Below are 24,360 nucleotides of genomic sequence, written 5' to 3'. Positions count from 1 at the left end.
TATTTAAAACCAAAGGATAAAAAGATAAAAATGCCTCCAGAAATTTGGGCAGATTGAAGCTTCCCATAAAAAAATCGTCGACCGGTTGTTCCCGAATCGACGAGGCAAAAGCTGCGAATCAATGATGTTTGTTTTTACCGTTCTCGTTCTGCTTGGCTCTAAGCTTCTCCGGAGTAACATCGTCGCCCAGCGGATCGACGATCGTCGAGTTCAGCAGGAGCTCATCGACCGATCCGCGGAAGGTCCGCAGATATTCTTTCCGAAGAAGGGCCTGCTCCTCTTTTTCCGCTTCCGTCAAACCTTCCGCTTTTGCTTTTTTCGACAATTGGTTAATGCGTTCCAGACTTGGAATCATCATGATTGTGCCTCCTTCGTATTTCGTTTGCCCGTTGGCTTTCATTCGCTCCACGTTCGTATTCCATCGACCCGGTACCTTTCTCAACACCGCAAGTTCCGTATCGTCGATATCGGTCAATAATTCTTTGGCGAAATATTCTTTTTCTTTTTGGGAGTTTTCGATCAATGCCCGGTCAGAGTTTCCCAATGAACCGAACGCTATCTATTGTACACTCTTTTTTTCAAGCGAGTCTATCCTCTGCATGCAAAAAAACAAGCCAACTCTTTATAGGAGAAAGGGCTTGGCTCGCAAAGATCAATAAACCGCCAGCGTACCGTCGTTATAGATGACCTGCCCGTGATACTTCTGATCGTCGATCAGGAACCCGACAATTTGTAGGACTCCCACCGCTTTAATCGCCGACGTCCACCATCGCCTTGATCACCTTCGATAACGGTCCGTGTCGATCGCGCCCGACGCCATCGCATCCAGCACGAAATCGAAATCTTCCCGCGTAGCGTTGCGGCTGGCGGACAGCGTCAGCTCACGGCTGTGGAAATGCGGATCGTCGAACGCGATCTCGCCTTTGACCAAACCCACATACACAAGCGAACCGCCGTGCGAGACGAGGCGGAACGCGTCCATCATCGATGCCGCATTGCCGGTCGCGTCGATCACGACCGGAGCGAGTTCGCCGCCCGTCAGTTCTTCGAGCCGCCTCGGCGCACCGTCCGCCGCCAGCGTATGTTCCACGCCCGCCCAGGAGCGGCAGAACGCCAGCCGCTCTTCGTTGATGTCCATCGCGATCACGTTCGCGCCGGCATGCCGGGCGAGAATCATGACGCCGAGTCCGATCGGCCCCGCGCCGATAACCAGTACGGTGCCGCCCGACTGCACGCCGGCGCGCCGAATGCCGTGCGCGCCGATCGCAAGCGGCTCCAGCATCGCGGACTGGTCCAGCGTCAAGCCTTCCGTGCGGATCAGGCGGCTGACCGGAATCGAGACCCGCTCCCGCATGCCTCCGTCCACGTGCACGCCGAACATCCGCATCTGCCGGCAGCAGTTGGTCTTTCCGTTTCGGCATGCCCCGCATTGCCCGCAGTGCAAATACGGGATCAGGCTGACCTGATCGCCGGTGCGCAGGACCGACTCGTTTTCGCCGATCTCTTCGACGATGCCTGCCAGTTCATGCCCCAGGATACGCGGATAGTCGAAAAAAGGCTGTCTCCCCCGGTACGCGTGCAGATCCGTGCCGCAGATGCCGATCCGGCGGATGCGGACGATCGCGTGACCGGACGCAAGCATCGGCTCCGGCAGGTCTTCGCGCCACGCCAGGCGTCCGATCTCTTCGCAGACGATCCCCCGCATTATCGGCCGCCCCCTTCCGTCTGCGTCGCGGATTCGCCGGAAAAGCCGTTGTATTCCGGACGTCCGCTGACCCAGGAGACATTATGCACCGGCTTCAGAATGTCCAGCACTTCCCGCAGCAGTTCTTCGTCCAGCGGTTCGTCGGTCCAGGCCGCATTCTTGACGATATTGGCCGGAGTTGCCGTGCTGACAAGCGTGGTGGGGATTCGTTCGTTGCGCGTCGAATACTGGACCGCCAGCTTTGCGATATCGCTGCCTTTCGCCGCGCAGTGCTCTGCGGCCATGCGGCAGGCCGCTCTCAGTTTCTCGCCCGCGGGATGCCAGCCGGCGATAGGGCGGGTGCCGAGCAGTCCCATCGACAGCGGCGACGCGTTGACGACGCCGACTCCTCTCTCCTGCAGCAGCGGCAGAAGTCCGAGCAGCGAATTGTCGTTCAGCGAATAATGGCAGTACGACAGGATGGCATTTCCGCCGAACAGCAGCGCTCTTTCCCGCTCTCCCCATTCGTCCGGAAGCGCCTGCCGCAAAATTTCCGTTACCTGTCCATAGGGAGCCGCCAGCAGGCAGACGGGCCAATCGCTGCCGAACAGGACACGCTCCGGACCGAAAGCATGCAGAGCATGCCGGATGTAGGGAACGAAGTCTTCTGTTTTCCAGGCGGCGGAATCGGCTTCCGTGACTAATCCGGACATTTTGCCGTACAGATTCGGCAGACGAGCCAACTCGCTTAACCGGCTCGCCCACGGTTCGAACCGCCGCTCCCGGATACCGGGTTTGGCCAGATGGTCGACGATGCCCCTCAGCCGCGGCACCTGCCGCAGCAGTTCCAACACTTCATCCATCCGATCTGCCGTTACCAGCAGATCGACCGGGATATCTTCGTCGGCGTAACCCCGCAGTGCTTCGACGAACGCCGGCTCCAGAATGCGGGACGCGTCCGGCATATCCTGGACCGTCAGACGGAAGCCGGTGAATTTGGCGTGGCGGCATAGTTCGCCGTAGTGGGTGCGATGGCGACCGTTACGAGCTGGTCTACATTCACCGGGGGCGGGGCGTTTTTTTATCGATCAGGACGGGTACGAGAAAAAGAGCGGCGATCTGTTTCTGAACGGCTGACGACCATGAACCTCACCCAATACGCCAATGCCAAACGGATGATCCGCGCCAAAAAACTGCTGCGGGCCACGGAACTGACGATCGAGGAAATCTCCCGTCGGTGCGGCTACGAAACGACGGCCCATTTTTACCGCATGTTCAAGGGGCTGACCGGATCGACCCCGAAAAGCTACCGGAAACGCCGTTATTCGGATTGAAAGGAGTAAAGGGCGAGTCTGCGTCCGATCAAAGCCGGCGAGGGGCAGAGGTTACCGTTCGGGATCTCTCCACGCCTGCCCCAGCAGAGAGATTCCCTGTTCGATCTTCGTTTCCGAAAGTCCCGCAAAACCGAGCAGAAGACGCACCGGAGTTTTTTCTACGGGATCGTGCCGAAAAACCGAGCCGCCGTACACGATCACGCCCCGGCGTTTGGCGGCGTCGATAGCGTCCTGTTCCGAGAGTCCGGCCAGGGCGCCGCCAAGCTCCAGCACCACATGCAGACCCGCCGCCGAACCGACCACGCGTACCGAATCTCCCCATTCCCGGCCGATCGCTTCGTGCAGCGCCGTATATCTTTTTTTGTACAGCTGGCGCATCTGGTTGAGGTGCCGCTCCCATTCCCCGCTCTCCATAAACAATCCGAGCGTATGCTGTTCGATCCGGGGCACGGTCTGTTTGAACAGATCCTCGTATTGCCGGTAGGCGGGCAGCAGTTTCTCCGGCAGGACGATATAACCGACCCGCGCCGACGGCATCCATGATTTGGAAAAGGTGCCCATATAAACGGTGTTTCCGTAAGGATCCAAACTGTGCAGCGACGGTACAGGCCGGCCTTCGTACCGAAACTCACTGTCGTAGTCGTCCTCGAGAATCGTGCCTCCGCGCTCGCGCGCCCATTGAATCAGTTCGAGGCGGCGTGCCGCCGGCATGATCATGCCCAGCGGAAACTGGTGCGAAGGCGTGACATATACCGTGTTGGCGCCTGCCGCCGCAAGCCGGTCTACCCGGATGCCGTGCTCGTCGAGCGGAATCGACAGAACGGAGCGGCCGCTCTCCTCCAGAACGCGGCGCGCCCGCAAATAACCGGGGTCTTCCATCGCATACCGTCCGCCGTCTCCGATCAGTCTGCGCAGAAGATCCAGCAGATAAGGCGTTCCCGCTCCGACCACGATCTGCTCAGGGCGGCACGACACGCCTCTTGCTTGGTAGACGTACTTTGCGATCTGCTTGCGCAAATCCATTTCTCCCCGGGCTTCCCCGTACAGCAGGAGATGGGCATTTTCCGCGGACAGGCTTCGCGCCGCCAAGGTTCTCCACGCTTTGAACGGGAAATGATCGGTATCGATGTCTCCATAGCGAAAATCGCAGGTCGGCGCAGCCCGGCGGTTCTGCTCGGGCAGCGTACCGAACGCCTGCACGCTGCCGTGGGGTGAATCTTTTTCCTGAATGCGACGGCCGCTTGGAGGCAGGTCATCCGGCAGTTCGGCGACAAACAGTCCTCTTCTCGCTTCGCTGTGGACGTAGCCTTCCGCCAGCAGCTGCTGGTAAGCGGCATCCACCGTATTGCGGCTGACGCCCAGATGCCGGGCCAGGCTTCGCTGGGAAGGCAGACGCCGGCCGGGGACAAGACGCTGCTCCCGGATCTCTTCGCGTACATAAGTATACAGCTGCGCATACAGCGGTTCGTCCCGTTCGGGGTTCAGCAGCGGCGTTAATTCGAGCATTGTATTCTGGCCCCTTTCTTTTTGATGAATCTGGATCTGTCGGTCAGACCAGTTTATTCTTTATAATAAACGACATCTTCTCTCAAAAGTAAAGGAGCGTGCCCCTATGTTTACCGGATTATCCGCTTTTCCCCTGACGCCGCTGATCCAAGACGGGATCGACGAAAAAGCTTTTGCCTCCATGATCGATCGTCTTGCAGCGGCCCATGTACATTCGATCGGGGTACTGGGCTCGACCGGAAGCTATATGTATCTGGACGGCGAAGAACGCCGGCGTACGGTCGAACTCGCGGTGCGTCACGCCGACGGAATTCCCGTTATGGCCGGGATCGGAGCGCTGCGCACACGTGACGTGCTGCGGTTGGCCGAAGATGCCCAGCAGGCGGGCGCATCCGCCGTGCTGCTGGCGCCGGTGTCGTACCAACCGCTGACGGACGAAGAAGTCTATTCGCTGTACGAACAGATATCGCGTACGCTGTCCGTCCCGCTCTGCGTGTATGACAATCCGCGTACGACGCGCTTTGCGTTCAGCGACGAGCTGCATGGACGGATCGCCGCTCTGCCGCAGGTCGCTTCGATCAAGATCCCCGGCGTTCCGGACGAAGCGGAGCAGGCCCGGTTTCGGGTGGAATCGCTGCGCACGCTGCTTCCGGAAGGCATGACGATCGGCGTCAGCGGCGATCGGATGGGCGCAGCCGGTCTGCTCGCGGGCTGCGACGGCTGGTATTCCGTCCTTGGCGGTCTGTTTCCGCAGACCTGTCTGGATATCGTGCGCAGCGCACGGGCGGGAGACGCCGAAGAAGCACAGCGACTAAGCGCGGAATTGGAACCGATCTGGTCGCTGTTTGACCGGCATGGCAGTGTGCGCGCGGCGGCGGCGATCGCGATCGAACGGGGCTGGATGGAGGCTTCGGGGCTGCCTCTGCCGCTCAAGCCTGCCGCGCTGCCCGAGATCCGCCAAATTGCGCCGCTGCTGGATCGACTGGGGTAACGGAAAGATCGGTCCGGCCGATCCGAGCAGACAGCCAGGCATAAATCCGGGTCAAGAACGATGACGAATATATAGGGAATGAAGGAATCCACGGGCTCTAAAGCGAAAGGGTGAAATAAAGCCTTCCTCGCAAGAGAACGGTAATTTCTGGATTTCCCTCGACACAAGGGTGGAATCCGCAGGGAGGTTGGATTCAAGGTGTGGTTTCTGTATGCGCTCGGAGCGGCGGCCTGCTTCGGCGTAAGAGGGATTTTGTATCAATGGACGTCTCAGCGGCCGGCGGACCGGAATTTGCTGTTCGTCGGCGTGTACGTATCCGGGGCGCTAATCTCGCTGCTGCTGAATCTGCGGGCGCAGCAGCCGTGGAACGGCGGTGTGCAGTTCGGCGTGCTGATGGGCCTGTTCTCGTTTGCCGCCAATGCGTCGCTGTATCGGGGATATGAAGTGGGACGAGCGTCCGTAGTGGCGTTCTTCTCCGCGCTGACGCCCGTGATCGTGGTGCTGGCCGCCTATCTGCTGTGGGGAGAATCCCTTGGCTTCATGCAGGCTGTCGGCTTCGGCATCGTCGTACTGGCGTTGGTCGTTGTCCGCTACGGACAGGATCTGCGCGGCGGCCAGCTGCGCGGCTGGCAGTGGGGCACGCTTGCCATGCTGCTGTACAGCTTCACGGATCTCAGTTCCAAACAATCGGTTCTGTCCGGCGCTTCCATGCTTCCGGTACTGACCGCCATGTTCGGATCGGGCACGCTGCTGTTTCTGGGCATGTATGCGGCGGACCGGATGCGCATTCGTCAAAAGGCTTCGTCTTCCCCGTTTGCGGGTACCGGGAAGTCCGGCGCTGGCGAGGAAGCGGCGCCGGAAAGTATAGCCGGGCCGCAAAACGCCGCCGCAGTCTCTTCTCCCGTCTGGAGCGCGCAGCGTACTTTGGTCTGGGGCATGACGGTCGGATTGACCAATATCGCCGGCATGGTGCTGATGCTGAACGCCCTGCAGGTGGGGATTACGGGGATCGTATCCGCGATCATCGCGCTCAACATCGTGATCGTGCTGCTGTATGCGCGCTTCTATCTCAAAGAAAGCATGAGCCGGCGCGAAGCGTTCGGGATTCTGCTGGCTTTGGCGGGCATTCTGGTGCTGCGGCTCGCTTCCTGACGCCGCGAAGACTTCCGTATCGCGGAAGTCTTGGTTTTTTAACTGAACATGGACGGTCCGTTGGCTCTAACGAATCCGGGTCCCGCTGTTTGCTCTCCAGCGTACAGTCCCCTTTTTTAACGAATCGTCATCACGCTATCTGATTCGAAACGGCTTTCAACCGGGCTAATTGCAGCAAATAAGGCTGCGAGGATTCGGTAGATTGCGTAAAAGGCTGAATATCGGCAGATAGCGATAGAAGGATTCGTTAGGCATCCTGTACGCTGCGGGAAGTGAAGTATCAAGCCTTGAAAACAGGAAGAACCCCAACGCTCTATTTAAAGCGTTGGGGTTCTTCCTGTTTGGGTATCTCTCTTCGGCAGTCCGCTTGAATAAAAGGCAGCCGGGAAAAGCAAGGTAAATCGGCAGTCGCACTGGGCTGAAGCCTGCTGGAGGAAAAGGGTCTGCCGCATGTTCGTATGCGGCTTCTTTTAGCGCCCGGCCAGCACATCGATCGCCAGGATCAGTGCCGCCGCCAGCACGATTGCGGCGGCCGCGGCAGCGTCTTTGCCGCCGGGCGCAAGCGGCCGGTAGACGGTTCGGCCGCGGCCGTCTCCATAGGCGCGTGCATCGATCGCCATCGTCAGGTTGTCCGCGCGCCGCACGGTCGTGACCAGCAGCGGAACGAGTACGGGGACGGACGCGAACAGGCGGCGAATCGGATTCATGCCGGTCGGCTCGAAACCTCTGGCCCGCCTGGCGAGCTGAATCCGCTCGACCTCTTCCAGTACGGTCGGAATAAAGCGAATCGCGATCACGATCATGAGCGAGAACTGCTCGACCGGTACGCGAAGTTTGGACAGCGGCTTCAGCAGCCGCTCCAATCCCTGCGCCAGGATCAGCGGCCGGGTCGTGCCGGTCAATACGGAAGCCAGCAAAATGAGCAGAACGATGCGCGCGAAGATCCGCAGTCCTTCCTGTATGCCTTCCCCGGTAATCCGGATAACGCCGTACGAGGCGATCACCCCCTCGCCGCGTCCGAGCAGGATATGGTAGAGCAGTGTGAACAGCAGTACGGGCAGAATCGGCAGCAGACCGCGCAGATACCGGCGAAGCGGGACGAGGGAGAGCAGCATGAGGCCCAGAACGAGCAGGGCAGCCGCTCCGTACCCGCTCCAACTGCGGATATTCAGCAGCGCGATCATCGGCGGCAGCATACCGAGCAGTTTGGTACGGGGATCGAGCCGGTGCAGCATCGAATCGGCTTCGACAAATTGACCGATCAGCAGTCTATTCGCCATAGGTACTTCTCCCCTTTCGACCTTCCCAGGCTTCCTGCACAACCCGCATGATTTCGTCTTCGCGGCAGCTCGCCGGCTGAAGGTCGACACCGGACAGCTCGCGGATCAGCTGCAGCAGTTGAACGGACTCCGGCAGGACAAGACCCGCCTGTTCCAGCAGCTCGCTGCGACCGAGAAACAGTTCGTTCGTTTCCAGATCGCCGATCAGCCGGCCTTCGCGAAGCAGCAGTACCCGGTCCGAATACTCCGCCACGTCTTCCATCCGGTGCGAAATGAACAGGATCGTCCGCTCTTCGCGCCGCTGCCAGGAGTGCAGGAGATCCAGCAGCTCGCGGCGGCTCAGCGGATCGAGCGCGGCCGTCGGCTCGTCGAGAATAAGCAGCTTCGGCTCGGCAATCAGCACGGAAGCGATCGCGATCCGCCGCTTCTGCCCGCCGCTGAGCAGCAGCGGCGACTGCGCAAGCAGTTCTTCGCCGAGGCCGAATATCGGCAGGATGCGCGAGATCGCCGCTTCGATCTCGCGGGGCGAATCGCCCCGCATACGCAGCGCAAAGCCCAGTTCGCGTTCTACCGTCGTCTCGAAGATCTGGTGCTCCGGATATTGGAAAACGAACCCGATATCCGGCAGAACCTGCGCCCGGCCTTTGCGGTCTTTGGCGGCGGGGCGGCCGCCGATCCGGTATTCGCCGGCGTAATCGGGTATCAGCCCTTTGCAGAGACGGGCAAATGTGGATTTGCCTGCGCCGGTCGGACCGATCAGCGATGTCCAGCTTCCCTGCTGCAGGGTGCAGCGGATATCCCGAAGGATCGATTGTCCGTCGACCGTGACTTCAATATTTTGCAATTCGTAAGAGGCCGGACTTCCGTTTCCGCTTACGGATTCGTTTGGCCCAAGCTTTCTTTTTACCATTGGGACGCCGCACGCTCCTTCCAATCGTCCGACAGCGAACCGGTCAGGCCGAGCGCTTCGCGAACACGCACGGCGAACGGTTTTTCCAGCGCGTAAGATTCAAGGTCGGCCGAAGCGAAGAAATCGTCCGGTGTACCGTCGAACGCGATCGCTCCCCGGTCCAGCAGAAGAACCCGGTCCGAGGCCGGTACTTCGTCCATATAATGCGTGATCTGCACGACCGTCAGTCCCTGCCGATGCAGTTCTTTCATCAACTGAAGTACGTCGGCTCTGCCCTGCGGATCGAGCATCGAGGTCGCTTCGTCGAATACGATCAGTCGCGGACGCATCGCCAGTACCGCGGCGATAGCCGCGCGCTGTTTCTGCCCGCCCGACAGCTCGTGCGGCGCCGAATCGGCGTAACGTTCCATTCGTACCGCCCGAAGCGCCCGAACGACGCGTTCGCCAATTTCTGCGGCGGGCACGCGGATATTTTCCAGTCCGAATACGATCTCGTCGCTTACGCCGGTCGTGATGAACTGGTCGTCGGGATTCTGGAAGATCAACCCGACCGCGCGGCGCACCGATTGAAGATGATGCGGATCGGAAGTCGGTTCGCCGTCGAGCCGGACCGATCCTTCGCGGGGAATCAGCAGACCGTTCATCAGTTTGGCCAGCGTCGATTTGCCGCTTCCGTTGCCTCCGACGATCGAGACAAATTCGCCGGCTTGGACCGAGAAAGTTGCACCGCGCAGGACTTCCCGTCCTTTTCGATAATGAAAATGAACCGCGTCGAATTCCAGCATCTCAGGCGCCGTGCACTTTCTCTTCGATCGGGCTGACCGCCCGGGCCTGAACGGCAACGATAGCGGCCAAGACCGCTTTGATCAGATCGCCCGGCAGGAACACGGCGGAAGCGGCAAGTCCCGGCCAGATCGGGGTATTCGTAATCAGAGCCATGACCGGCGCGCCGATCAGATTGATGAGGATCACGCCGAATACGACGTTGATCGCAATCAGCTTCCAGGTTTTCAGGCGGGGCCATACTTTCTCCGATGCCCATCCGATGAAGAAAGCCGCGATCGGCCAACTGAAGATATAACCGGCCGTCGGTCCGACAAGCGGAGCCAATCCGCCGGAGCCTCCGGCGAGAATCGGCAGTCCGATCGCGACCAATACGATAAACAAGACGAGACTGAGCGCGCCTGTCTTTTTGCCCAAAAAACCGCCTGCCAGCATCACGCCCAGCGTCTGCAGGGTGATCGGGACAGGGATGAATCCGAGCGGAATCGCCGGGATCATGCCCAGCACCGCGATCAGTGCGGCGAACAAAGCCGCGTATACCATTTCTTTTGTTTTCAATACAATCGACCTCCAACCTATAGACTGCGGAGTCCGGAAACAGCAGCCGCTTCCGACCCTTTAGCAGTATAACTTGCCGAGTTTTTATTGTAAACCATTAATATAATTAAGGGTTAACAATAGATCCGCGGCAGGTTAACGCCTATTCCAAAAAGCGTCCCTTCCTCTGCCGGGTATCCGCTTGGAGCGAACAACCGACAGGCGAAGGAACGCCCGTTTTCACTGCTGTCTGCTTAAATGTTCCGCTGTCGCGCCGCGCCCCGCTGCAATCAGATCCGCCGGCGTTCCGCTGAACCCGACTTTTCCGCCGTTCACGCCGCCTTCCGGACCCAGATCGACGATCCAGTCCGCGGCCGCCACCATCTGCATATTGTGCTCGACGACCACGACGGTACTGCCGGAATCCACCATCCGGTTCAGCAGTGCGAGAAAATGGTCCACGTCCGCCGGATGCAGCCCCGTCGTCGGTTCATCCATCAGATACAAGATGCGTTCGGCTTTCGAACCAAGCAGCTCGACGGCAAGTTTCAACCGCTGCGCTTCGCCGCCGGAGAGCGTCGTCAGCGTCTGTCCCAATTCCAGATAACCCAGTCCCACATCGTTCAGCAGATTCAGAATACGGTTGAGTTTCGGAAGGTCGGCGAAATCGCTCGCCGCTTCTTCGATCGACAGCCGCAGCGTTTCATGAATCGAACGGCCCCGGTAGGTTACGGCCAGTACTTCGTCGCTGAACTGCCTGCCTCCGCAGACCGGACAGATTTCTTCGATGTTTTCAAAAAAGAGCATGCTGCTGGTAATCGTCCCAAGCCCTTCGCAGTTTTCGCAGCGGCCGCCCGGGGTGTTGAACGAGAAGCTTTTGGCCGAAAGACCGCGAGAGGCGGCTGCGCCCAGACCGCCGTACAGCTTGCGGATCTCCCCGTAGGCTTCGGAGTAGGTGGCTATGTTGGAACGCTTCATTCTGGCAATCGCCGATTGCTTGATGGTAACGACGCGTTCGAAAGCTTCCAGACCCGTTACCTGTCCGAAGCGCCGGTCGGAACGGTTCTCGGGATCGGCCGCCGCAGCCAGCACGCCGAAGATCAGCGAAGACTTGCCCGAGCCGGACACTCCGGTGACCGCGATCAAACAGCCGGTCGGAAAGCTTGCGCTGACGTTCTGCAGGTTGTGCAGCGAAGCATGCTCGATCCCGATCGATAACCCGTCTCCCGGGCGGGGGATACGCGGAGGTTGTTTGTCTCGTCTCAGATAGCGGCCCGTCACGGACGACTCGCTTCGCATCAACTCTTCAAGCGTACCTTGTCCGACGACCTCGCCGCCGTGCCTGCCGGAACCCGGGCCCATGTCGATCACATGATCGGCCGCCTGCATGACATCGGTATCGTGCTCGATGACGAGCACGCTGTTGCCCAGATCCCGAAGCCGCTGCAGCACCGCGATCACGCCCTGTGTGTCGCGCGGATGAAGCCCGATCGTGGGTTCGTCGAGCAGATACATCATTCCGGTCAGATCGGAATCCAGCGCCGCCGCAAGCTTGATCCGCTGGCTTTCTCCGCCGGATAACGTAATCGTCTGCCGGTCGATCGACAGATAGCCGAGTCCGATCCGCTCCAATCTTCGGATCTTCGTCTTTAGATCTTCGAGATAGATCCCGACCGAATCTCCTCCGGCCGCTTCCGCCGTCTCCGGCCTCCGGGCTTGCGTGCCGAAAGCGTCCAACCACTGCCCCAGCTCTTCCAGCGACAAGGCGCTGAGCTCGGGCAGTCTGCGGTTTTCGACCGTGACGCTGCGGCTGATCGGATTCAGACGTTCTCCGGCGCATGCAGGGCAGCTGACCGAATCGAAATAACGGTTCAACGCTTTGGCATCGCCTTCCTTCTCCGACATCCGTCTCCACAGCGTCGTCAGCACGCCTTCGAAGCGTCCGGCGGACACCGTTTTCGGAAGCGGAATCTGCGGGAAAAGACGTTTGACTTCCTCCGACTCGGCGCCGTGGTACAGCAGGGCTTTCTGCGCTTCGGTATATCGGCCAACCGGTGTGTCCCCGGAAACCGGAACGCCGTAATGCTTCATGGCTTTGCGGAGCAGATCGACTTGGTAGTCTTTGTACGCCGAGTTCCAATAATCGACGGCTCCTTCTTCCGGGGACAGCGATTCGTCAACGCAGCGCTCCGGCGCCAGACTGAGCAGACTGCCGAGCCCTTGGCATTCCGGGCATGCGCCTTCTCTCGTATTGGCGGAGAAATGGCTTCGGGTCAGCTTGTCCATCCGTTCGCCGCAGCGGCTGCAGTCCATGTAGACGCGGAACTCCCCGTCTGCCTTGACTGTCGTTTCCCTGCAGTCGGCGGCCGAGATCCGTTCGCCGCAGTGCGGACAATCCCGCTCGCCGAGCTTTTCATAGATCATGCGCAGATCCGTGTAAATATGGGTCTTCGTCCCGACCGTCGAGCGGGGATTGCGGTTCGATTCGCTCTGCGTAATCTGAATGGCGGACGAGAGGAACCGGATCGCGTCGACTTTGGGCTTGCGAATTCCCTGGTATCCGACCGCTTCCAGGTACTGCCGCTGGCTTTCCTGGAAGATCGTTTCGACCAGCGTCGATTTGCCCGAGCCCGACAATCCCGTGAAGACGACCAGCTTTTCCCGCGGAATATCCAGATCGACCGATTTCAGATAGGCTTCCCGGGCTCCCCGGACTTGAATGGCGTTGTTTCTGCTGCCTGTATTCATGGACGTACCCCTCTCCTGTTCTTCGCGAACGTTCTTGCTTCGATCATATAACATTCATGCAATCTTTCGGTTGAATGCCGAAAAACCCTTGTACGGCAGAGTCTTTTCCGGTTAAATGTTGTCGTAGCACTTGAAGGTGCAAGTTGAAGGTTAGCGTTATCGGTACAGGGAAGGAGAAGAAATCATGCAGAGCGAAAATCCTTATCATGTGCACCGGACACCCAAGCAGGCGGCCGAGTCGCTGGGGGTAAGCACGACGACGCTGCGCAGTTACGAGCAGCAGGGGCTGATCCCCGACGTACCGAGGGTCGGTGCCGGACGCAGGCTTTATACGCCGACGCATATGCAGGCGTTTCGTTCGCTCCGCTTCCTGCTTGCGGCGTATCCCATTCCGATCGCTTACTCGGTCATGCGCAAAATTCGGGAGCGGAAGATCGAAGAAGCGCTGTGGGCACTCAATGCCGAGCAGGCCCGGATCCATACGGAAAAAAGCCGGATCACGGAGGTCATGCGGCAGCTCGAACAAACGGATTTCTCGAAATATAACGGACGGAAGATTACGGACTCGATGAGTGTCGGAGAAGTTTCCCGGATCGCGGGCGTCAATCCGTCGGCGGTACGCCACTGGGAAAAAGAAGGGCTGATCCGCCCGCGGCGCAATCCACGGAACGGATACCGCGAGTTTACGCCGCGCGAGCTGCGGCGGATTATCGTCATCAGCAGCCTGCGCCAGACCGTGTATTTTATCGAGGCGATCCGGCAGCTGCTCGACGATCTGGATACCCGCAACCTCCCCGCCGTGGAGAAATCGTTCCGGGTCGCACTGGAGAAACTGAACCTTCGGCTTGAACGGCAGTACGCGGCCATTGCCGAATTGATGCGGTATATCGGCATGCTGGAGGAATCTCCCGGAACAAAATAAAGAGCCTTCATCTTTATGAAGGCCCTTTATTTATTCGTCCGTGAGCCGCGTCGCTATCTCCTGCCGCCGCCTGGCGCGAATTCCTTACCGGAATGCGGTCGTTTGCAGGAAGGTCTGCGCTTCCGGTGCCTGCGGATTCGTGAAAAACTGTTCCGCAGGCGCTTTTTCGATAATGCTGCCGCCGTGCAGAAACACGATCGTATCGGCCACTTCGCGGGCAAAATTCATCTCGTGCGTGACGACGACCATGGTCATGCCTTCTTCCGCCAACTGTCGCATCGTTCGGAGAACTTCTTCAACCAGTTCCGGATCGAGCGCGGAAGTCGCCTCGTCGAACAGCATGATGTCCGGCTTCATGGCCAGCGCGCGGGCGATCGCGACGCGCTGCTTCTGTCCGCCGGACAATTTGCCGGGGTAGACGTCGGATTTTTCCGCAAGTCCCACTTTGTCCAGCAGCGCTTTCGCTTCGCGAACCGCCTGCTCTTTCGGCACTTTTTTGACCCGGACCGGCGCTTCGATTACATTCTCCAGCACCGTCATATGCGGGAACAGGTTGAAATGCTGGAATACCATGCCCACTTTCTCGCGAATCTTGTTAAGATCGTCGGTTTTGGGATCAATCTGCCGCCCTTCGATGCAGATCTTCCCGCCGTTGCTTTCTTCCAGAAAGTTCAGGCAGCGCAGCAGCGTACTTTTGCCCGAACCGCTGACGCCGATCAGGCACACCACCTCGCTCTCCTCCACGATCAGGTCAATGCCTTTGAGCACCTGCAGCTCGCCGAACGATTTGGACAATCCTTCCAGGCGAATCATTTCTTTCATTGTGGTCTCCCTCCCTTTCTTCGGATTTGAACAGAAAACCGGGCCGTTATCAGCGTTCGCTGACGGCCATCCGGCGTTCGACCGCCCGAACGAGCAGCGTCAGCAGGCCGACCAGAATGAGATAGTAGACGGCGACGATCAGCAGATAGGTCATCTCGTCGAAATTGTTCGATCCAAGCGTCGTCGCCACGTTGAACAGTTCGTTCATCGATATGAAAGCCGCCAGCGACGAGTCTTTCAGTCCGATGATGAACTGGTTGCCAAGCGGAGGAAGCGCCCGGCGGAAAGCCTGGGGCAAAATGATACGGCGCATGGCCAGCGAACGATTCATACCGAGCGATGTGGCGCCTTCCATCTGCCCTTTGTCGATCGACTGGATCGAACCGCGGAAGATTTCCGCGATATAGGCTCCGTTATGCAGCGCGAGCGCAAGCGAAGCCGCCCAGAAGTCCGGGATAAGGAACAGGCCGCTCAATCCGAAGTACAAGATAAAGATCTGTACGATCAGAGGCGTTCCGCGGACCAGATAAATGTAGACATCCGAGATCCAGGCCACGCCTTTCCAGCCTGACAATTTCAGCAGTGCGAAAAACAGCCCGACCACGATCCCTAGCAAAATGGAGACGACGGCCAGCTCGAGCGTCAGCAGCATCGCACGCGTAAGCATGCCCCCGCTGTTAGCAAACGTTTCAAAAAAGTGCGCGATTCCGGTCATTCGGACACATCCTTTCTTTCCCTCTGCGGGTTATTCCGGCTTGGTCGTAATATCTTCGCCGAAGTATTTCTCACTGATTCTCTTCATGGTGCCGTCCTGCCGCAGGTTCTCCAATGCTTCGTTGATCCGCTTGAGCAGCACCGGATTATCCGTCGGAACAACGATCGCCTGCTCGCTTCGCTCGATCAGCTGGCGTTCTTCCACTTCGATCCCTTCCTGAATGGAGGTTCGACCGGTTACGAAATCCGTAATGACGGCATCATGCCGCCCATCGGCGAGCGCCTGCAGAGCGGTGATATCGCTATCGTACGTCTTAACGTTGCCGGTGTACCGTTTGGCGATATCCAGATAGCTGGTCCCTTTGGCGACGGCAATTTCTTTGCCCTGCAGGTCGTCCGTGGTCTGGATCGGACTGTCGGGACGGGTAAAGATCTGCGGTCCCGAGTAATAATAAGGCGTGGAAAACAGGACATGCTTCGCGCGGAGATCGTTGATCGTCAAACTGGCGACCGCAGCGTCCGCGCGTCCGTTTTTGACCCCTTCGACGAGTCCGACCATTTTCATCCGTTTGGCTACCGGCTTGACGCCAAGTTCTTTCGCAATCGCATTGCCCACTTCGATATCGAAGCCGGACATGCTCAGATCGTCATTCAGATAGCTGAACGGACGAAATTCACCGGAGGCCGTAAATACGAATTCATCGTCTTGCAGCAGACCCGTCCCTCCTTCGGCCTGCTCTCCTTTTGCACATCCGGTTGCCGTCAACACGATGAGTGCCACCGAGATCCAGAAGCATCCGATTTTTTTTGCCCGGTTAAGCATGTGCGTGTCTCCTTTCCTTGCTGAGTCAACCCTTAATTACCCAAAGTTCGGGAAGAAACTCACATTATATCTAAGCTGACGACCAAGCTATTGCGGCTGTATGCAAGTCCTGAGCGGTTCGGCGAAGGCAATTTCGACGCGGCCAAAGACGATGGACAGACGCCGTCGATCAACCGCTGACCGTTTGAAGCCGGAGCGTCCGGAAGCGTACGCGTAAATAAAAAAAGCTCGATCTCGTTGGGTCTGGCGTTTTTCTCGGATCGTTTTAATAAATAACCGCGCACGAGCGGTTATATGGAGAACCATCGCTTTTTCAGTTCATATTCGTCGAATGAACGCAGCTTTTCGACCGATCGATTTTACCGTTAAAAAGAGCGCCGATCAGTGATCGGCGCTCTTTGGATGCTCGAGCGGAATTTCGATGCAAACTTTCTCAACCGCCGATATAGGACATGTTGATCTTTTTGCGATTCTTGGCCGTTTGCTCCGTGCGTTCGTCGGAATAGCGATCCGCACGGTCCTCCCACACGCCGATAATCTGCTCCAACAGCTCCTCGTCGCTTGCTCCGCCGCGCAGCGGTGCGCGCAGGTCGAAGCCGCTCGACGCGAACAGACAGGTATAGAAAATCCCGTTGGAAGACAGCCGCGCTCTTGTGCAGGACGAGCAGAACGATTCGGACACCGAGGTGATGAAACCTACTTCGGCGTTTGTGCCTGCGTACCGGTAGCGCGAAGCGACTTCCCCGAAATAATCCGGTTCTACCGGTTCCAGTTCATGAACGGCGCTCAAGCGCTCGAAGATTTCTTTTTTGGTCACGACGCGCTTGAAGCTCCAGCCGTTGTCGTTGCCGACATCCATGAACTCGATAAACCGCAGCGCAATGCCCCGTTCTTTGAAGTAAGCGGCCATCGGCAGGATCTCGGCATCGTTGGCGTCTTTTTGCACGACCATATTAACTTTGACGTCAAATCCTACCTGCTGCGCCTGTTCGATCTGACGCAGGATCTGGGCCGAATCGATGCCGCGTCCGTTCAGCCGGCCGAAAAGCTCGGAATCGAGAGCATCCAGACTGACATTGAGCCGGCGAAGTCCCGCGTCGTGCAGCGGCCGGGCATGGGCACCGAGCAGCAGACCGTTGGTGGTCAGGCCGACGTCTTCCACGCCTTGCACCTTCAGAATACGCGATACCAGATCGGGCATTCCCCGCCTCAGCAGCGGTTCTCCCCCCGTCAGACGGATCTTTTTGACCCCGATCGAAGCGAACAGCCGGGTCAGGCGCTCGATCTCTTCGAAGGTCAGCAGCTCGTTCTTGGACATAAAAGCAAAATCGTCGCCGAAAATTTCTTTGGGCATACAGTAGGTGCACCGGAAATTGCAGCGGTCGGTGACCGAAATGCGCAGATCGCGGATCGGCCGGCGAAGCCGGTCCGTAGGCGTATGCAGGTTCATGGCTTCTCCTCTCTCCTCTCCTTCGTCGGCGCTTCGGGTTAACCCGCGTCCGGCGGAACGTTAAAGTTGTGAAAAATCGCCGGATCGGCATGAATAAGCGCAGCGTCTACCCAGAGCGTATCGAGTTCCGCCAGCAGCTTCATGACGCCAAGGTGTCCGCTTAGGACACGCTTTTCCAGAAGATCGGCCAGTCCGCCGCGCCAGACGCTCAGCAGCGGAAGATCTCCCGCCTCCGGGCTGCGGAGCGCCGCGATATCGGCCGCCGGGCCGTCTTCGGCTGCAGCTCGCAGCCGCCGGATTTCCTGCGGACCGATTCGGGGCATATCGCACGGAAGCACGATATAACGCTCTGCCGGATACCGCTGCATAACCGAGGCCAGGCCGGCCAACGGGCCGAGGCCTGCAAGCTGCGGCAGATCGGCGCAGACTTCGTAAGCGGCCGGGAAGTCCGGAGCCAGCGCTTCGCTGGCGGAGACGATTACCAGGTCGCAGGCGCCCGAGAGCGCTTCATGCCCGCGTTCATGGAACGAACGGCCTTCGTATTCGGCGAAAGCCTTCGCCGAACCGTAACGGCGCGACAATCCGCCCGCAAGCAGAATGCCGACCGACCGGCCCGGAATCGGGTTCGCGGACGGCTGCGTCATCCGCCGCTAACCGGCGGAATCAGCGCGGCGGTATCTCCGCTGCGCAGCCGATCGTCCGGCAGCGCATATTCTTCATTAACCGCAACACGCACCGCATCGAGCGAGAGGTGCGGATATTTGTGTCTTACCCAGTCCAGCAGTTCATCGACCGTCCGGCCTTCCAATTCGGCTTGTTCCTGGGCAGTGCCCGTCGCTTCGCGCAGACCGGCGAAGTAATACAGCGTAATCATGGCAGTTCTCTCCTCGGCTTAAGGGTCGTGGGAGCCGGATCGGCTTGTCCGGAATCCGGTTCCGGCTTGCCGCGCTGGTCGCCGATCCATTCCGTCCCGTTTTCCCAAATTTCTTTTTTCCAGATCGGAACGAGTTCTTTGATCCGTTCGATCGCATATTCGTTTGCCTCGTAAGCGTCTTTGCGATGCGCAGAAGATACGGCGATCACGACCGCGATCTCTCCGATTTTCAGTTCGCCGATCCGGTGTGCGATCGCCGTACGCGTGCCGGGCCACTGCCGATCGATTTCCGCCCCGATCTTCGCCAGCATTTTCTCCGCCATCGGAACGTAAGCTTCATACGCCAGATACAGCGTTCGTATCCCTCTTGTCCATTCGCGCACATGACCGGTAAACAAAGTGACCGCACCCGCCTCCGGGCGCAGCACATAATCGGCGTAACGCTGCGGATCGATCGGTTCGGTTACGATCTCATAAGGTTTCATCGGCTGCTTGTTCTCCTTTCAACCAGTGGGTAAACCAGGCGGCAATCTCTTCGGACCGTGCGCGGGGCAGCACGCGCGGGTTCGAACCGCCGTCCGGTTTCGCTTCTATCGATAACGAGGGATGCCGGGCAAGGTCCTCGTCTACGGTCAGGATCAATACAATATTCGTCAGCCGCTTCAGCTCCGTCCAATCTTCGAGGGAACGAAGCAGCACGATCTTGGGATACGGCTCTGCCTTGAACCCTTCGATCAGGATCAGATCGGGGTGCGCATAAGCCTCGGTCAGTCGGATCAACGGGGTCAATTTGCCGGCTTCTTCGATCGGGCGTCGTCCCTGCAGTACAATCTGGCCGCCTCCGGCGACGATCGAACTTTCGGCTCCCGCCTGGAACAGACGCGAAGCGTCGGTATCGCCGGGCGGCGCTTCCGGCACCCCGCCGTGTCCGTGATGCTTGATCGCCGAAGCGCACAGCCCGTGCCCGATCGCAAAGCGAAGCAGCGTCTCGGTCAGCGTCGTTTTGCCGCTGTTCTTGAAACCGACGACCTGGAGCCTCTTCGCCCGGCCGTTATACGGAGGCGCTTCTTTGGGATCTATTTGTCCGCGGCTTTCTTGGCCTTGGCTGCCGGTTACAGCATCCATAGGTCCGACCCTTCTTCCATACCCGGAAGCAGCACGTCCACCGAGTCTCCGGCTTTGAAGCCGCGCGTTCCGCCCGGCAGGACGAGCAGCGCATTGCCGCGTCCGATCGACGAGACGGCGTTCGACTTGTTGAATCCGGCGGGACGCACGGTTTGCCCGTCATAGACGGCACGAACGAAGCGCATAAACGGATTCGGCTTGGCAAAATCTTCGCCGAGCACCGCCCGGGTGTGCAGCGGATAAATCCGCTGAGCCCCCATCATGCGAAGCAGAGCGGGCCGGGCGAACAGCTCGAAGCCGGTATAGCAGGCCGACGGATTGCCCGACAAGCCGAACAGAAACTGCTTCCCGGCGGCGGCCACCGTAGTGACGCTGCCCGGACGCATGGCGACTTTATTGAACAGCACTTTCGCGCCAAGCGACTCATACACGGCAGGCAGCAGGTCGAAATCCCCGACCGATACGCCGCCTGTCGTAATGAGGCAGTCGCATTCGCCGAGCGCTCCGCGCACCGTCTCGAGCAGATCTTCGAGGCGGTCGGCGGCCGCAGCATACATCCGGCAGGGCACGCCCATCCGCTTCAGCTGGGCGGCAATCATGGGGCCGTTGCTGTTGCGGATCTTGCCCGGTTCCAGCGGAGCGCCGGTTTCCAGCAGTTCCGTGCCGGTTGCGAGTAGGCCGACAACCGGCAGTCTGGCGACTTCGGCCTGATTGCAGCCGAAGGTCGCCAGAAGGGCGACGGTGCCGGGATGGATCAGGCTGCCGGCGGGCAGGATTTCTTCGCCCAGCCGCATATCCTCGCCGCGAAACGAGATATTCTCGCCGGACCGGAACGGCTTGCGAAGCGTAAAGGAAGATCCCGCCTCCTGCGTCTGTTCCAGCATGACGACGGCGTCGGCTCCTTCGGGCAGCTGCGCGCCGGTCATGATGCGGACCGCCTCGTTCGCTCCGATCCGGATCGAAGAAACGGATCCGGCGCCGATATGGTCCACGACTTTAAAAGCGATCCGGTTCATGCCCGACGCTTCGGCCGAATCTTCGGCCCGGATCGCAAAGCCGTCGTAAGGCGAACGGTCAAAAGAGGGTACGTCATGCAGGGCTTTCAGCGGCTGCGCCAGTATGCGTCCGTACGCCTCCCCGAGGGGGATCTGCTCGCTGCCGAGCAGCCGGGTTTCCGCCGCTATGCGGGCGATCGCTTCGCTGACGGAAATCGGATTTCTGAGTTCGACCATGATGGACCGCTCCTTTTCTCGTGCTATACTGGGTTCATCTTCAAACGATGAAGGGATGGATGGTTTTGTCCGAATTGACTCACTTTAACGAACAGGGACGTGCGCGCATGGTCGACGTCTCGGAGAAGAACGAAACGGTGCGTACCGCCCGTGCGGCAACATCGGTGCGCGTCAACGAAGTCATCTACCGCCAGATCCGGAGCGGAGGCGGCAAAAAAGGCGATGTGCTCGCCGTAGCCCAGGTCGCCGGAATCATGGCCGCCAAAAATACGGCGCAGATTATTCCGATGTGCCATCCGCTGATGCTCAGCGGCGTCGATATCGAATTCGAGTGGAAAATCGACGAAGCGGCGGCCTCCTATGAAGTCTTTCTCTACGCGACGGTCCGGACCAAAGGTCCTACGGGCGTCGAAATGGAGGCGCTGACCGCGGCCAGCGCGGCGGCGCTCACGATCTACGATATGTGCAAAGCCGCAGGCAAGGATATGGTGATCGGACCGACGATGCTGCTGGAGAAGACCGGAGGCAAATCCGGCGACTACTCCCGGCGGGACTAGTTCCTTGTCAACGCTATTTGGCAGACCCGGGTTCGCGCGAAGAAAACATCCTCTTCCCGAAACCGGGTTTTTGCGTGAAAAAGCGGCATCCACTCCGCTGCGCAGGAGTCTGTAAGGGCTGCCGGACGGCGGCCTGCTGCGCGAAGGTTTGCCAACCATGCCCGCCGGCACACAATACGATTAACGGTGTTTCGTCAACTCATGCAGGATATGCCGGATTTCCGGCAGAATGATCCGGTTCATGGCCAGCGTGACGGCACCGGTCGATCCGGGCAGAACGAAAATCGCTTTCTCCCGCGCGGTACCGGCCGCGGCTCGGCTGAGGACCGCCTTCGTTCCGATATCTTCGGCAAAACTCAAATACCGAAACAGTTCGCCGAAGCCGTCGATCTCTTTTTCGAACAAAGGACGGGCAGCTTCGAGCGTTACGTCCCGTTGGGCGATTCCCGTGCCTCCGGTCGTCACGATCGCGTCGATCCCGGGCTTGAGCAGCCAACCCGCGATAATCGAATGGATCGCTTCCGCATCGTCGGTGCACAGCGTATACTCGGCAGCTTCAATCCCCGCTTTACCGGCCAGTTCAAGAATCCGCCGCCCGCTCTTGTCCGTTTCTTTCGTCCGAGTGTCGCTGACGGTCAGCACGGCCAGGCAAATAACCGGTCCGGATGTTGGCTTGTTCGACGATTTGTGTTCGTCTGCAGACTCGTGCAAGATTCCTTCCCCTTTCTTTTTCCCGCTGATTTCTTCTTCTCTTATTCGCACTTCCTTATCCGAATACCTTCCGGTGCAGTCTGCGTCCTTCGTCCACACTGCCCGTGCCGTGAATCAGCAGCCTGCCGGTGCCGAACAGAATAAACCGCGCACCCATCGCGTGAAACTGTACGAAATGCGGGGTGCGCCGAAGATCGCTGCCGACCCGAAGACCGACCCTTTCGGCATCGTCCAGTGTCAGCGGCCTTGCCGGGTCCGGAAGCACCTGCACGGTGTCGCGTCCGCAGAGCGCCGCGTAAGCGGGTCTGGCCGCGGCATGGGCCAGCGCGGGGAAGCTCGCATCCGGACCGCAGGACGGACAGTCCGCGCGGCGGATCCGGGAAATCCCGGTATCCATCTGCGTGCCTGTCCAGAGATCGAAATGATGCACTTTGATCCGCAGCGAATCCGGGTTTCCGCTGAGCCATTTCAGGGCTTCCGCGCACTGCATGGCGGCGGTCATCTGGACGGCCGGCGCAATGATGCCGGCGGTATCGCAGGTGCCGTTGGCCGCGGGAAGCACCGGGATCAGGCAGCGGAAGCATGCGGAGCGCCCTGGAACAAACGGAAAGACCGTACCCGAGCCGCCTACGCAGGCGCCGTAAATCCACGGAATTCCCGCTTCAAGCGCCGCATCGCCGATCAGCAGCCGGGTCTCGAAATTGTCGGTCGCGTCCATGATCAGCGAACATTCCGCGGCCAATCGGCGGATCAGGGGAATATCGAGATCGTCGAAATACGTATGGAGCTTGAGATCGGAACGGATGTCCAGCAGTCTTGTCCGCGCGGCTTCCACCTTGGGCTTCATTTGCTCGGCATCGCTTTCCGTAAAAAGCTGCTGGCGCTGCAGATTGGACCATTCCACATAGTCCCGGTCGACCAGATGCAGCTCGCCCACACCCGCGCGGGTCAGCTGTTCGGCGATAGCGGATCCGAGCGCTCCGCAGCCGATCACGGCCACGGAGGCATCCGCCAGGCGCTCTTGCCCGATTGTGCCGATCGGAGCGAACCGGATCTGGCGCGAATAGCGTTCTTCGTGCGAATGACTCATTTGACATGCCTCCTGCATACGAAGCCGCCCGGGATTCCCGGACGGCCTTTGGTTGCTTGGCCGGAAAGTTCCCCGCCTCTTATTTGCGCATGGCTTTGGACTGCGCTTGTGTAGCCGTTCTGCCTCCCACCGCATCCGGGTTTCTCTTGTCTTGGAAGTACAGCCAGAAGACCAGAACCATGCTGACCGTCGCGAACTGGGACAGCGGCATGAATCCGATCGAATACTGACCCGTGATGCCGTGAATGGCCGCCAGCATGATCGGCGGGAAGAATCCGCCCAGACCGCCCATCATCGATACGATTCCGTTCGCAATCCCCGCCTGCTTCTGGAAGTAGAACGGAACCAGCTTGAAGATGATTCCGTTGCCCAGACCCGCGCAGAAAGCGATCGCCAGCCAGCCGCCGATCGGACGGAAGAAGGTCGCGATGGCAATAAAACCGGCGGTTCTCATGCCGGCATCGACTTTGTCCAGTCCGAAATTCGAAACCAGGAAGTTCGGGAGATAGACGGTGAAGGCCACGAACGGGCCAAAGGTAATGAAATAGAACAGCGAGATCAGCCAAAGCTTTTCGTTTTTATAGATGCCTTTGATCTGCTCCATGATCGGAGTTTTTACTTTTACTTCTTTGCGGTCGCCCAGCAGGAAGTTCAGCACGATAAAGAGCAGCAGGGCCAGGTACCATTTGACGGCGGCCTGCCAGCCGATCTGCGTTGCAAGTACCGGGGCCGCGAACGTGCTGATAGCCGTCCCGGTATTGCCCATGCCGTACATGCCGTTGACGAAGCCGTGTTTGGCCGTTGGATAATACTTGGGCCGCGAGGAGACGCCTACCGAGAATACGGCTCCGCCGGCCCCGAGGAACAGACCGCCGATGATCAGCGCGGTCATCGATGGGGCTACGCTGATATCATACACGGGAAACAGCAGAAGCACAAAACTGAACAGGAAAACGAGCCGTGCACCGATGACGTTGGCGTAATACCCGAGGGGAATACGCAGAATCGAACCCGTACGACCGGAACGGCCGTTACGATCGCCAGACGGTCTGCCGGAATCGCGATGCCTTCCTTGATGAACGGCATCAGCGAAGAGATAATTGCCCAGACCATGA

The 24,360-nt window shown here is 59.1% G+C and carries 25 protein-coding genes and 1 pseudogene; 5 read left to right on the top strand and 21 right to left on the bottom strand.

The features are described 5' to 3' along the window. Positions 1-118: 118 nt before the first annotated feature. The 3 genes from HOP44_RS05075 to HOP44_RS22730 form a co-directional block, all read right to left on the bottom strand. The gene (locus tag HOP44_RS05075; protein ID WP_172251590.1) at positions 119-355 is read right to left on the bottom strand and encodes a DUF896 domain-containing protein; all 237 of its coding nucleotides are present in this window, start codon (positions 353-355) and stop codon (positions 119-121) included. Between the two features lie 423 nt (positions 356-778). Beyond that, the gene (locus HOP44_RS05070) at positions 779-1,705 is read right to left on the bottom strand and encodes a zinc-binding alcohol dehydrogenase family protein (RefSeq protein WP_172251075.1); all 927 of its coding nucleotides are present in this window, start codon (positions 1,703-1,705) and stop codon (positions 779-781) included. After that, complete coding sequence (locus tag HOP44_RS22730) at positions 1,705-2,769, bottom strand: aldo/keto reductase (protein WP_343059787.1); 1,065 nt, start codon at positions 2,767-2,769, stop codon at positions 1,705-1,707. Before HOP44_RS22730 ends, HOP44_RS05070 begins: the two co-directional genes overlap by 1 nt. Here HOP44_RS22730 and HOP44_RS22990 point away from each other — a divergent pair. Beyond that, the gene (locus tag HOP44_RS22990) at positions 2,716-3,018 is read left to right on the top strand and encodes a helix-turn-helix domain-containing protein (protein WP_281367769.1); all 303 of its coding nucleotides are present in this window, start codon (positions 2,716-2,718) and stop codon (positions 3,016-3,018) included. The genes HOP44_RS22730 and HOP44_RS22990 overlap by 54 nt on opposite strands. A gap of 51 nt (positions 3,019-3,069) precedes the next feature. Here the strand turns inward: HOP44_RS22990 and pdxR are convergent, their stop codons facing one another. Then, positions 3,070-4,524, bottom strand: coding sequence for a MocR-like pyridoxine biosynthesis transcription factor PdxR (gene pdxR / locus HOP44_RS05050; RefSeq protein ID WP_172251071.1), 1,455 nt, complete (start codon positions 4,522-4,524; stop codon positions 3,070-3,072). Positions 4,525-4,630: 106 nt separating this feature from the next. Here pdxR and HOP44_RS05045 point away from each other — a divergent pair, with 106 nt between their 5' ends. Next, positions 4,631-5,515, top strand: a complete 885-nt coding sequence (locus HOP44_RS05045) for a dihydrodipicolinate synthase family protein (protein WP_172251069.1) — start codon at positions 4,631-4,633, stop codon at positions 5,513-5,515. A gap of 198 nt (positions 5,516-5,713) precedes the next feature. Further along, on the top strand, positions 5,714-6,667 hold the full coding sequence (locus HOP44_RS05040; protein WP_172251067.1) for an EamA family transporter: 954 nt from the start codon (positions 5,714-5,716) through the stop codon (positions 6,665-6,667). Positions 6,668-7,137: 470 nt separating this feature from the next. Here HOP44_RS05040 and HOP44_RS05035 read toward each other — a convergent pair whose 3' ends face one another. The 5 genes from HOP44_RS05035 to HOP44_RS05015 all read right to left on the bottom strand — a co-directional run bounded on the left by HOP44_RS05035 (position 7,138) and on the right by HOP44_RS05015 (position 12,925). Further along, on the bottom strand, positions 7,138-7,947 hold the full coding sequence (locus HOP44_RS05035) for an energy-coupling factor transporter transmembrane component T family protein (RefSeq protein ID WP_172251065.1): 810 nt from the start codon (positions 7,945-7,947) through the stop codon (positions 7,138-7,140). Beyond that, positions 7,937-8,857 (bottom strand): ATP-binding cassette domain-containing protein, encoded by a 921-nt coding sequence (locus HOP44_RS05030; protein WP_172251063.1) that lies wholly within the window; start codon positions 8,855-8,857, stop codon positions 7,937-7,939. Before HOP44_RS05030 ends, HOP44_RS05035 begins: the two co-directional genes overlap by 11 nt. After that, positions 8,851-9,642: an ATP-binding cassette domain-containing protein gene (locus HOP44_RS05025; protein WP_172251062.1), complete on the bottom strand. Its 792-nt coding sequence runs from the start codon at positions 9,640-9,642 to the stop codon at positions 8,851-8,853. Before HOP44_RS05025 ends, HOP44_RS05030 begins: the two co-directional genes overlap by 7 nt. A gap of 1 nt (position 9,643) precedes the next feature. After that, positions 9,644-10,198: a biotin transporter BioY gene (locus HOP44_RS05020; RefSeq protein WP_172251060.1), complete on the bottom strand. Its 555-nt coding sequence runs from the start codon at positions 10,196-10,198 to the stop codon at positions 9,644-9,646. A gap of 219 nt (positions 10,199-10,417) precedes the next feature. After that, positions 10,418-12,925 (bottom strand): ATP-binding cassette domain-containing protein, encoded by a 2,508-nt coding sequence (locus HOP44_RS05015; RefSeq protein ID WP_172251058.1) that lies wholly within the window; start codon positions 12,923-12,925, stop codon positions 10,418-10,420. A 184-nt stretch (positions 12,926-13,109) separates the two neighbouring features. On the opposite strand from HOP44_RS05015, the gene HOP44_RS05010 reads away from it, so the two are divergent. Continuing rightward, positions 13,110-13,847, top strand: coding sequence for a MerR family transcriptional regulator (locus HOP44_RS05010; RefSeq protein ID WP_172251056.1), 738 nt, complete (start codon positions 13,110-13,112; stop codon positions 13,845-13,847). 84 nt (positions 13,848-13,931) lie between these two features. Here HOP44_RS05010 and HOP44_RS05005 read toward each other — a convergent pair whose 3' ends face one another. The 9 genes from HOP44_RS05005 to HOP44_RS04965 form a co-directional block, all read right to left on the bottom strand. Next, a complete protein-coding gene (locus HOP44_RS05005) occupies positions 13,932-14,669 on the bottom strand; it encodes an amino acid ABC transporter ATP-binding protein (RefSeq protein ID WP_281367768.1) in 738 nt (245 codons plus the stop codon). 49 nt (positions 14,670-14,718) lie between these two features. Next, positions 14,719-15,384: an amino acid ABC transporter permease gene (locus HOP44_RS05000; protein WP_172251054.1), complete on the bottom strand. Its 666-nt coding sequence runs from the start codon at positions 15,382-15,384 to the stop codon at positions 14,719-14,721. 30 nt (positions 15,385-15,414) lie between these two features. After that, a complete protein-coding gene (locus tag HOP44_RS04995; protein ID WP_172251052.1) occupies positions 15,415-16,206 on the bottom strand; it encodes a transporter substrate-binding domain-containing protein in 792 nt (263 codons plus the stop codon). 433 nt (positions 16,207-16,639) lie between these two features. Next, positions 16,640-17,656, bottom strand: coding sequence for a GTP 3',8-cyclase MoaA (gene moaA / locus HOP44_RS04990; RefSeq protein WP_281367767.1), 1,017 nt, complete (start codon positions 17,654-17,656; stop codon positions 16,640-16,642). Positions 17,657-17,694: 38 nt separating this feature from the next. Continuing rightward, complete coding sequence (locus tag HOP44_RS04985; protein WP_172251050.1) at positions 17,695-18,300, bottom strand: molybdenum cofactor guanylyltransferase; 606 nt, start codon at positions 18,298-18,300, stop codon at positions 17,695-17,697. After that, a complete protein-coding gene (gene moaD / locus HOP44_RS04980) occupies positions 18,297-18,530 on the bottom strand; it encodes a molybdopterin converting factor subunit 1 (protein ID WP_172193727.1) in 234 nt (77 codons plus the stop codon). The genes HOP44_RS04985 and moaD overlap by 4 nt, the downstream gene beginning before the upstream one ends. Continuing rightward, complete coding sequence (locus tag HOP44_RS04975; RefSeq protein WP_172251048.1) at positions 18,527-19,015, bottom strand: molybdenum cofactor biosynthesis protein MoaE; 489 nt, start codon at positions 19,013-19,015, stop codon at positions 18,527-18,529. Before HOP44_RS04975 ends, moaD begins: the two co-directional genes overlap by 4 nt. Then, on the bottom strand, positions 19,002-19,655 hold the full coding sequence (mobB, locus tag HOP44_RS04970) for a molybdopterin-guanine dinucleotide biosynthesis protein B (RefSeq protein WP_172251046.1): 654 nt from the start codon (positions 19,653-19,655) through the stop codon (positions 19,002-19,004). The genes HOP44_RS04975 and mobB overlap by 14 nt, the downstream gene beginning before the upstream one ends. Next, positions 19,643-20,887, bottom strand: a complete 1,245-nt coding sequence (locus HOP44_RS04965; RefSeq protein ID WP_172251044.1) for a molybdopterin molybdotransferase MoeA — start codon at positions 20,885-20,887, stop codon at positions 19,643-19,645. The genes mobB and HOP44_RS04965 overlap by 13 nt, the downstream gene beginning before the upstream one ends. A 65-nt stretch (positions 20,888-20,952) precedes the next feature. Here HOP44_RS04965 and moaC point away from each other — a divergent pair, with 65 nt between their 5' ends. Next, positions 20,953-21,444, top strand: a complete 492-nt coding sequence (gene moaC / locus HOP44_RS04960) for a cyclic pyranopterin monophosphate synthase MoaC (protein ID WP_172251042.1) — start codon at positions 20,953-20,955, stop codon at positions 21,442-21,444. Positions 21,445-21,624: 180 nt separating this feature from the next. On the opposite strand, the gene HOP44_RS04955 is transcribed toward moaC, so the two are convergent. The 3 genes and pseudogenes from HOP44_RS04955 to HOP44_RS04945 form a co-directional block, all read right to left on the bottom strand. Next, positions 21,625-22,155, bottom strand: a complete 531-nt coding sequence (locus HOP44_RS04955; protein WP_181286067.1) for a MogA/MoaB family molybdenum cofactor biosynthesis protein — start codon at positions 22,153-22,155, stop codon at positions 21,625-21,627. A 55-nt stretch (positions 22,156-22,210) separates the two neighbouring features. Continuing rightward, positions 22,211-23,245 (bottom strand): ThiF family adenylyltransferase, encoded by a 1,035-nt coding sequence (locus tag HOP44_RS04950; protein WP_172251040.1) that lies wholly within the window; start codon positions 23,243-23,245, stop codon positions 22,211-22,213. Positions 23,246-23,324: 79 nt separating this feature from the next. After that, positions 23,325-24,358 (bottom strand): annotated as a pseudogene (locus HOP44_RS04945) (MFS transporter). Positions 24,359-24,360 lie beyond the last annotated feature (2 nt).

The organism is Saccharibacillus deserti (assembly GCF_013618475.1).
GTDB lineage: Bacteria > Bacillota > Bacilli > Paenibacillales > Paenibacillaceae > Saccharibacillus > Saccharibacillus deserti.
The sequence above is the reverse complement of the archived record's forward strand: the minus strand, read 5'-3'. Positions and strand labels throughout refer to the sequence as shown.

Excerpts from the sequence above, each read along its gene's own strand:
- HOP44_RS05075 (WP_172251590.1), bottom strand. The coding sequence starts at position 355 with ATGATTCCAAGTCTGGAACGCATTAACCAATTGTCGAAAAAAGCAAAA.
- HOP44_RS05070 (WP_172251075.1), bottom strand. The coding sequence starts at position 1,705 with ATGCGGGGGATCGTCTGCGAAGAGATCGGACGCCTGGCGTGGCGCGAA.
- HOP44_RS22990 (WP_281367769.1), top strand. The coding sequence starts at position 2,716 with ATGGCGACCGTTACGAGCTGGTCTACATTCACCGGGGGCGGGGCGTTT.
- pdxR (WP_172251071.1), bottom strand. The coding sequence starts at position 4,524 with ATGCTCGAATTAACGCCGCTGCTGAACCCCGAACGGGACGAACCGCTG.
- HOP44_RS05045 (WP_172251069.1), top strand. The coding sequence starts at position 4,631 with ATGTTTACCGGATTATCCGCTTTTCCCCTGACGCCGCTGATCCAAGAC.
- HOP44_RS05035 (WP_172251065.1), bottom strand. The coding sequence starts at position 7,947 with ATGGCGAATAGACTGCTGATCGGTCAATTTGTCGAAGCCGATTCGATG.
- HOP44_RS05030 (WP_172251063.1), bottom strand. The coding sequence starts at position 8,857 with ATGGTAAAAAGAAAGCTTGGGCCAAACGAATCCGTAAGCGGAAACGGA.
- HOP44_RS05025 (WP_172251062.1), bottom strand. The coding sequence starts at position 9,642 with ATGCTGGAATTCGACGCGGTTCATTTTCATTATCGAAAAGGACGGGAA.
- HOP44_RS05015 (WP_172251058.1), bottom strand. The coding sequence starts at position 12,925 with ATGAATACAGGCAGCAGAAACAACGCCATTCAAGTCCGGGGAGCCCGG.
- HOP44_RS05010 (WP_172251056.1), top strand. The coding sequence starts at position 13,110 with ATGCAGAGCGAAAATCCTTATCATGTGCACCGGACACCCAAGCAGGCG.
- HOP44_RS05005 (WP_281367768.1), bottom strand. The coding sequence starts at position 14,669 with ATGAAAGAAATGATTCGCCTGGAAGGATTGTCCAAATCGTTCGGCGAG.
- HOP44_RS05000 (WP_172251054.1), bottom strand. The coding sequence starts at position 15,384 with ATGACCGGAATCGCGCACTTTTTTGAAACGTTTGCTAACAGCGGGGGC.
- HOP44_RS04995 (WP_172251052.1), bottom strand. The coding sequence starts at position 16,206 with ATGCTTAACCGGGCAAAAAAAATCGGATGCTTCTGGATCTCGGTGGCA.
- moaA (WP_281367767.1), bottom strand. The coding sequence starts at position 17,656 with ATGAACCTGCATACGCCTACGGACCGGCTTCGCCGGCCGATCCGCGAT.
- HOP44_RS04985 (WP_172251050.1), bottom strand. The coding sequence starts at position 18,300 with ATGACGCAGCCGTCCGCGAACCCGATTCCGGGCCGGTCGGTCGGCATT.
- moaD (WP_172193727.1), bottom strand. The coding sequence starts at position 18,530 with ATGATTACGCTGTATTACTTCGCCGGTCTGCGCGAAGCGACGGGCACT.
- HOP44_RS04975 (WP_172251048.1), bottom strand. The coding sequence starts at position 19,015 with ATGAAACCTTATGAGATCGTAACCGAACCGATCGATCCGCAGCGTTAC.
- mobB (WP_172251046.1), bottom strand. The coding sequence starts at position 19,655 with ATGGATGCTGTAACCGGCAGCCAAGGCCAAGAAAGCCGCGGACAAATA.
- HOP44_RS04965 (WP_172251044.1), bottom strand. The coding sequence starts at position 20,887 with ATGGTCGAACTCAGAAATCCGATTTCCGTCAGCGAAGCGATCGCCCGC.
- HOP44_RS04950 (WP_172251040.1), bottom strand. The coding sequence starts at position 23,245 with ATGAGTCATTCGCACGAAGAACGCTATTCGCGCCAGATCCGGTTCGCT.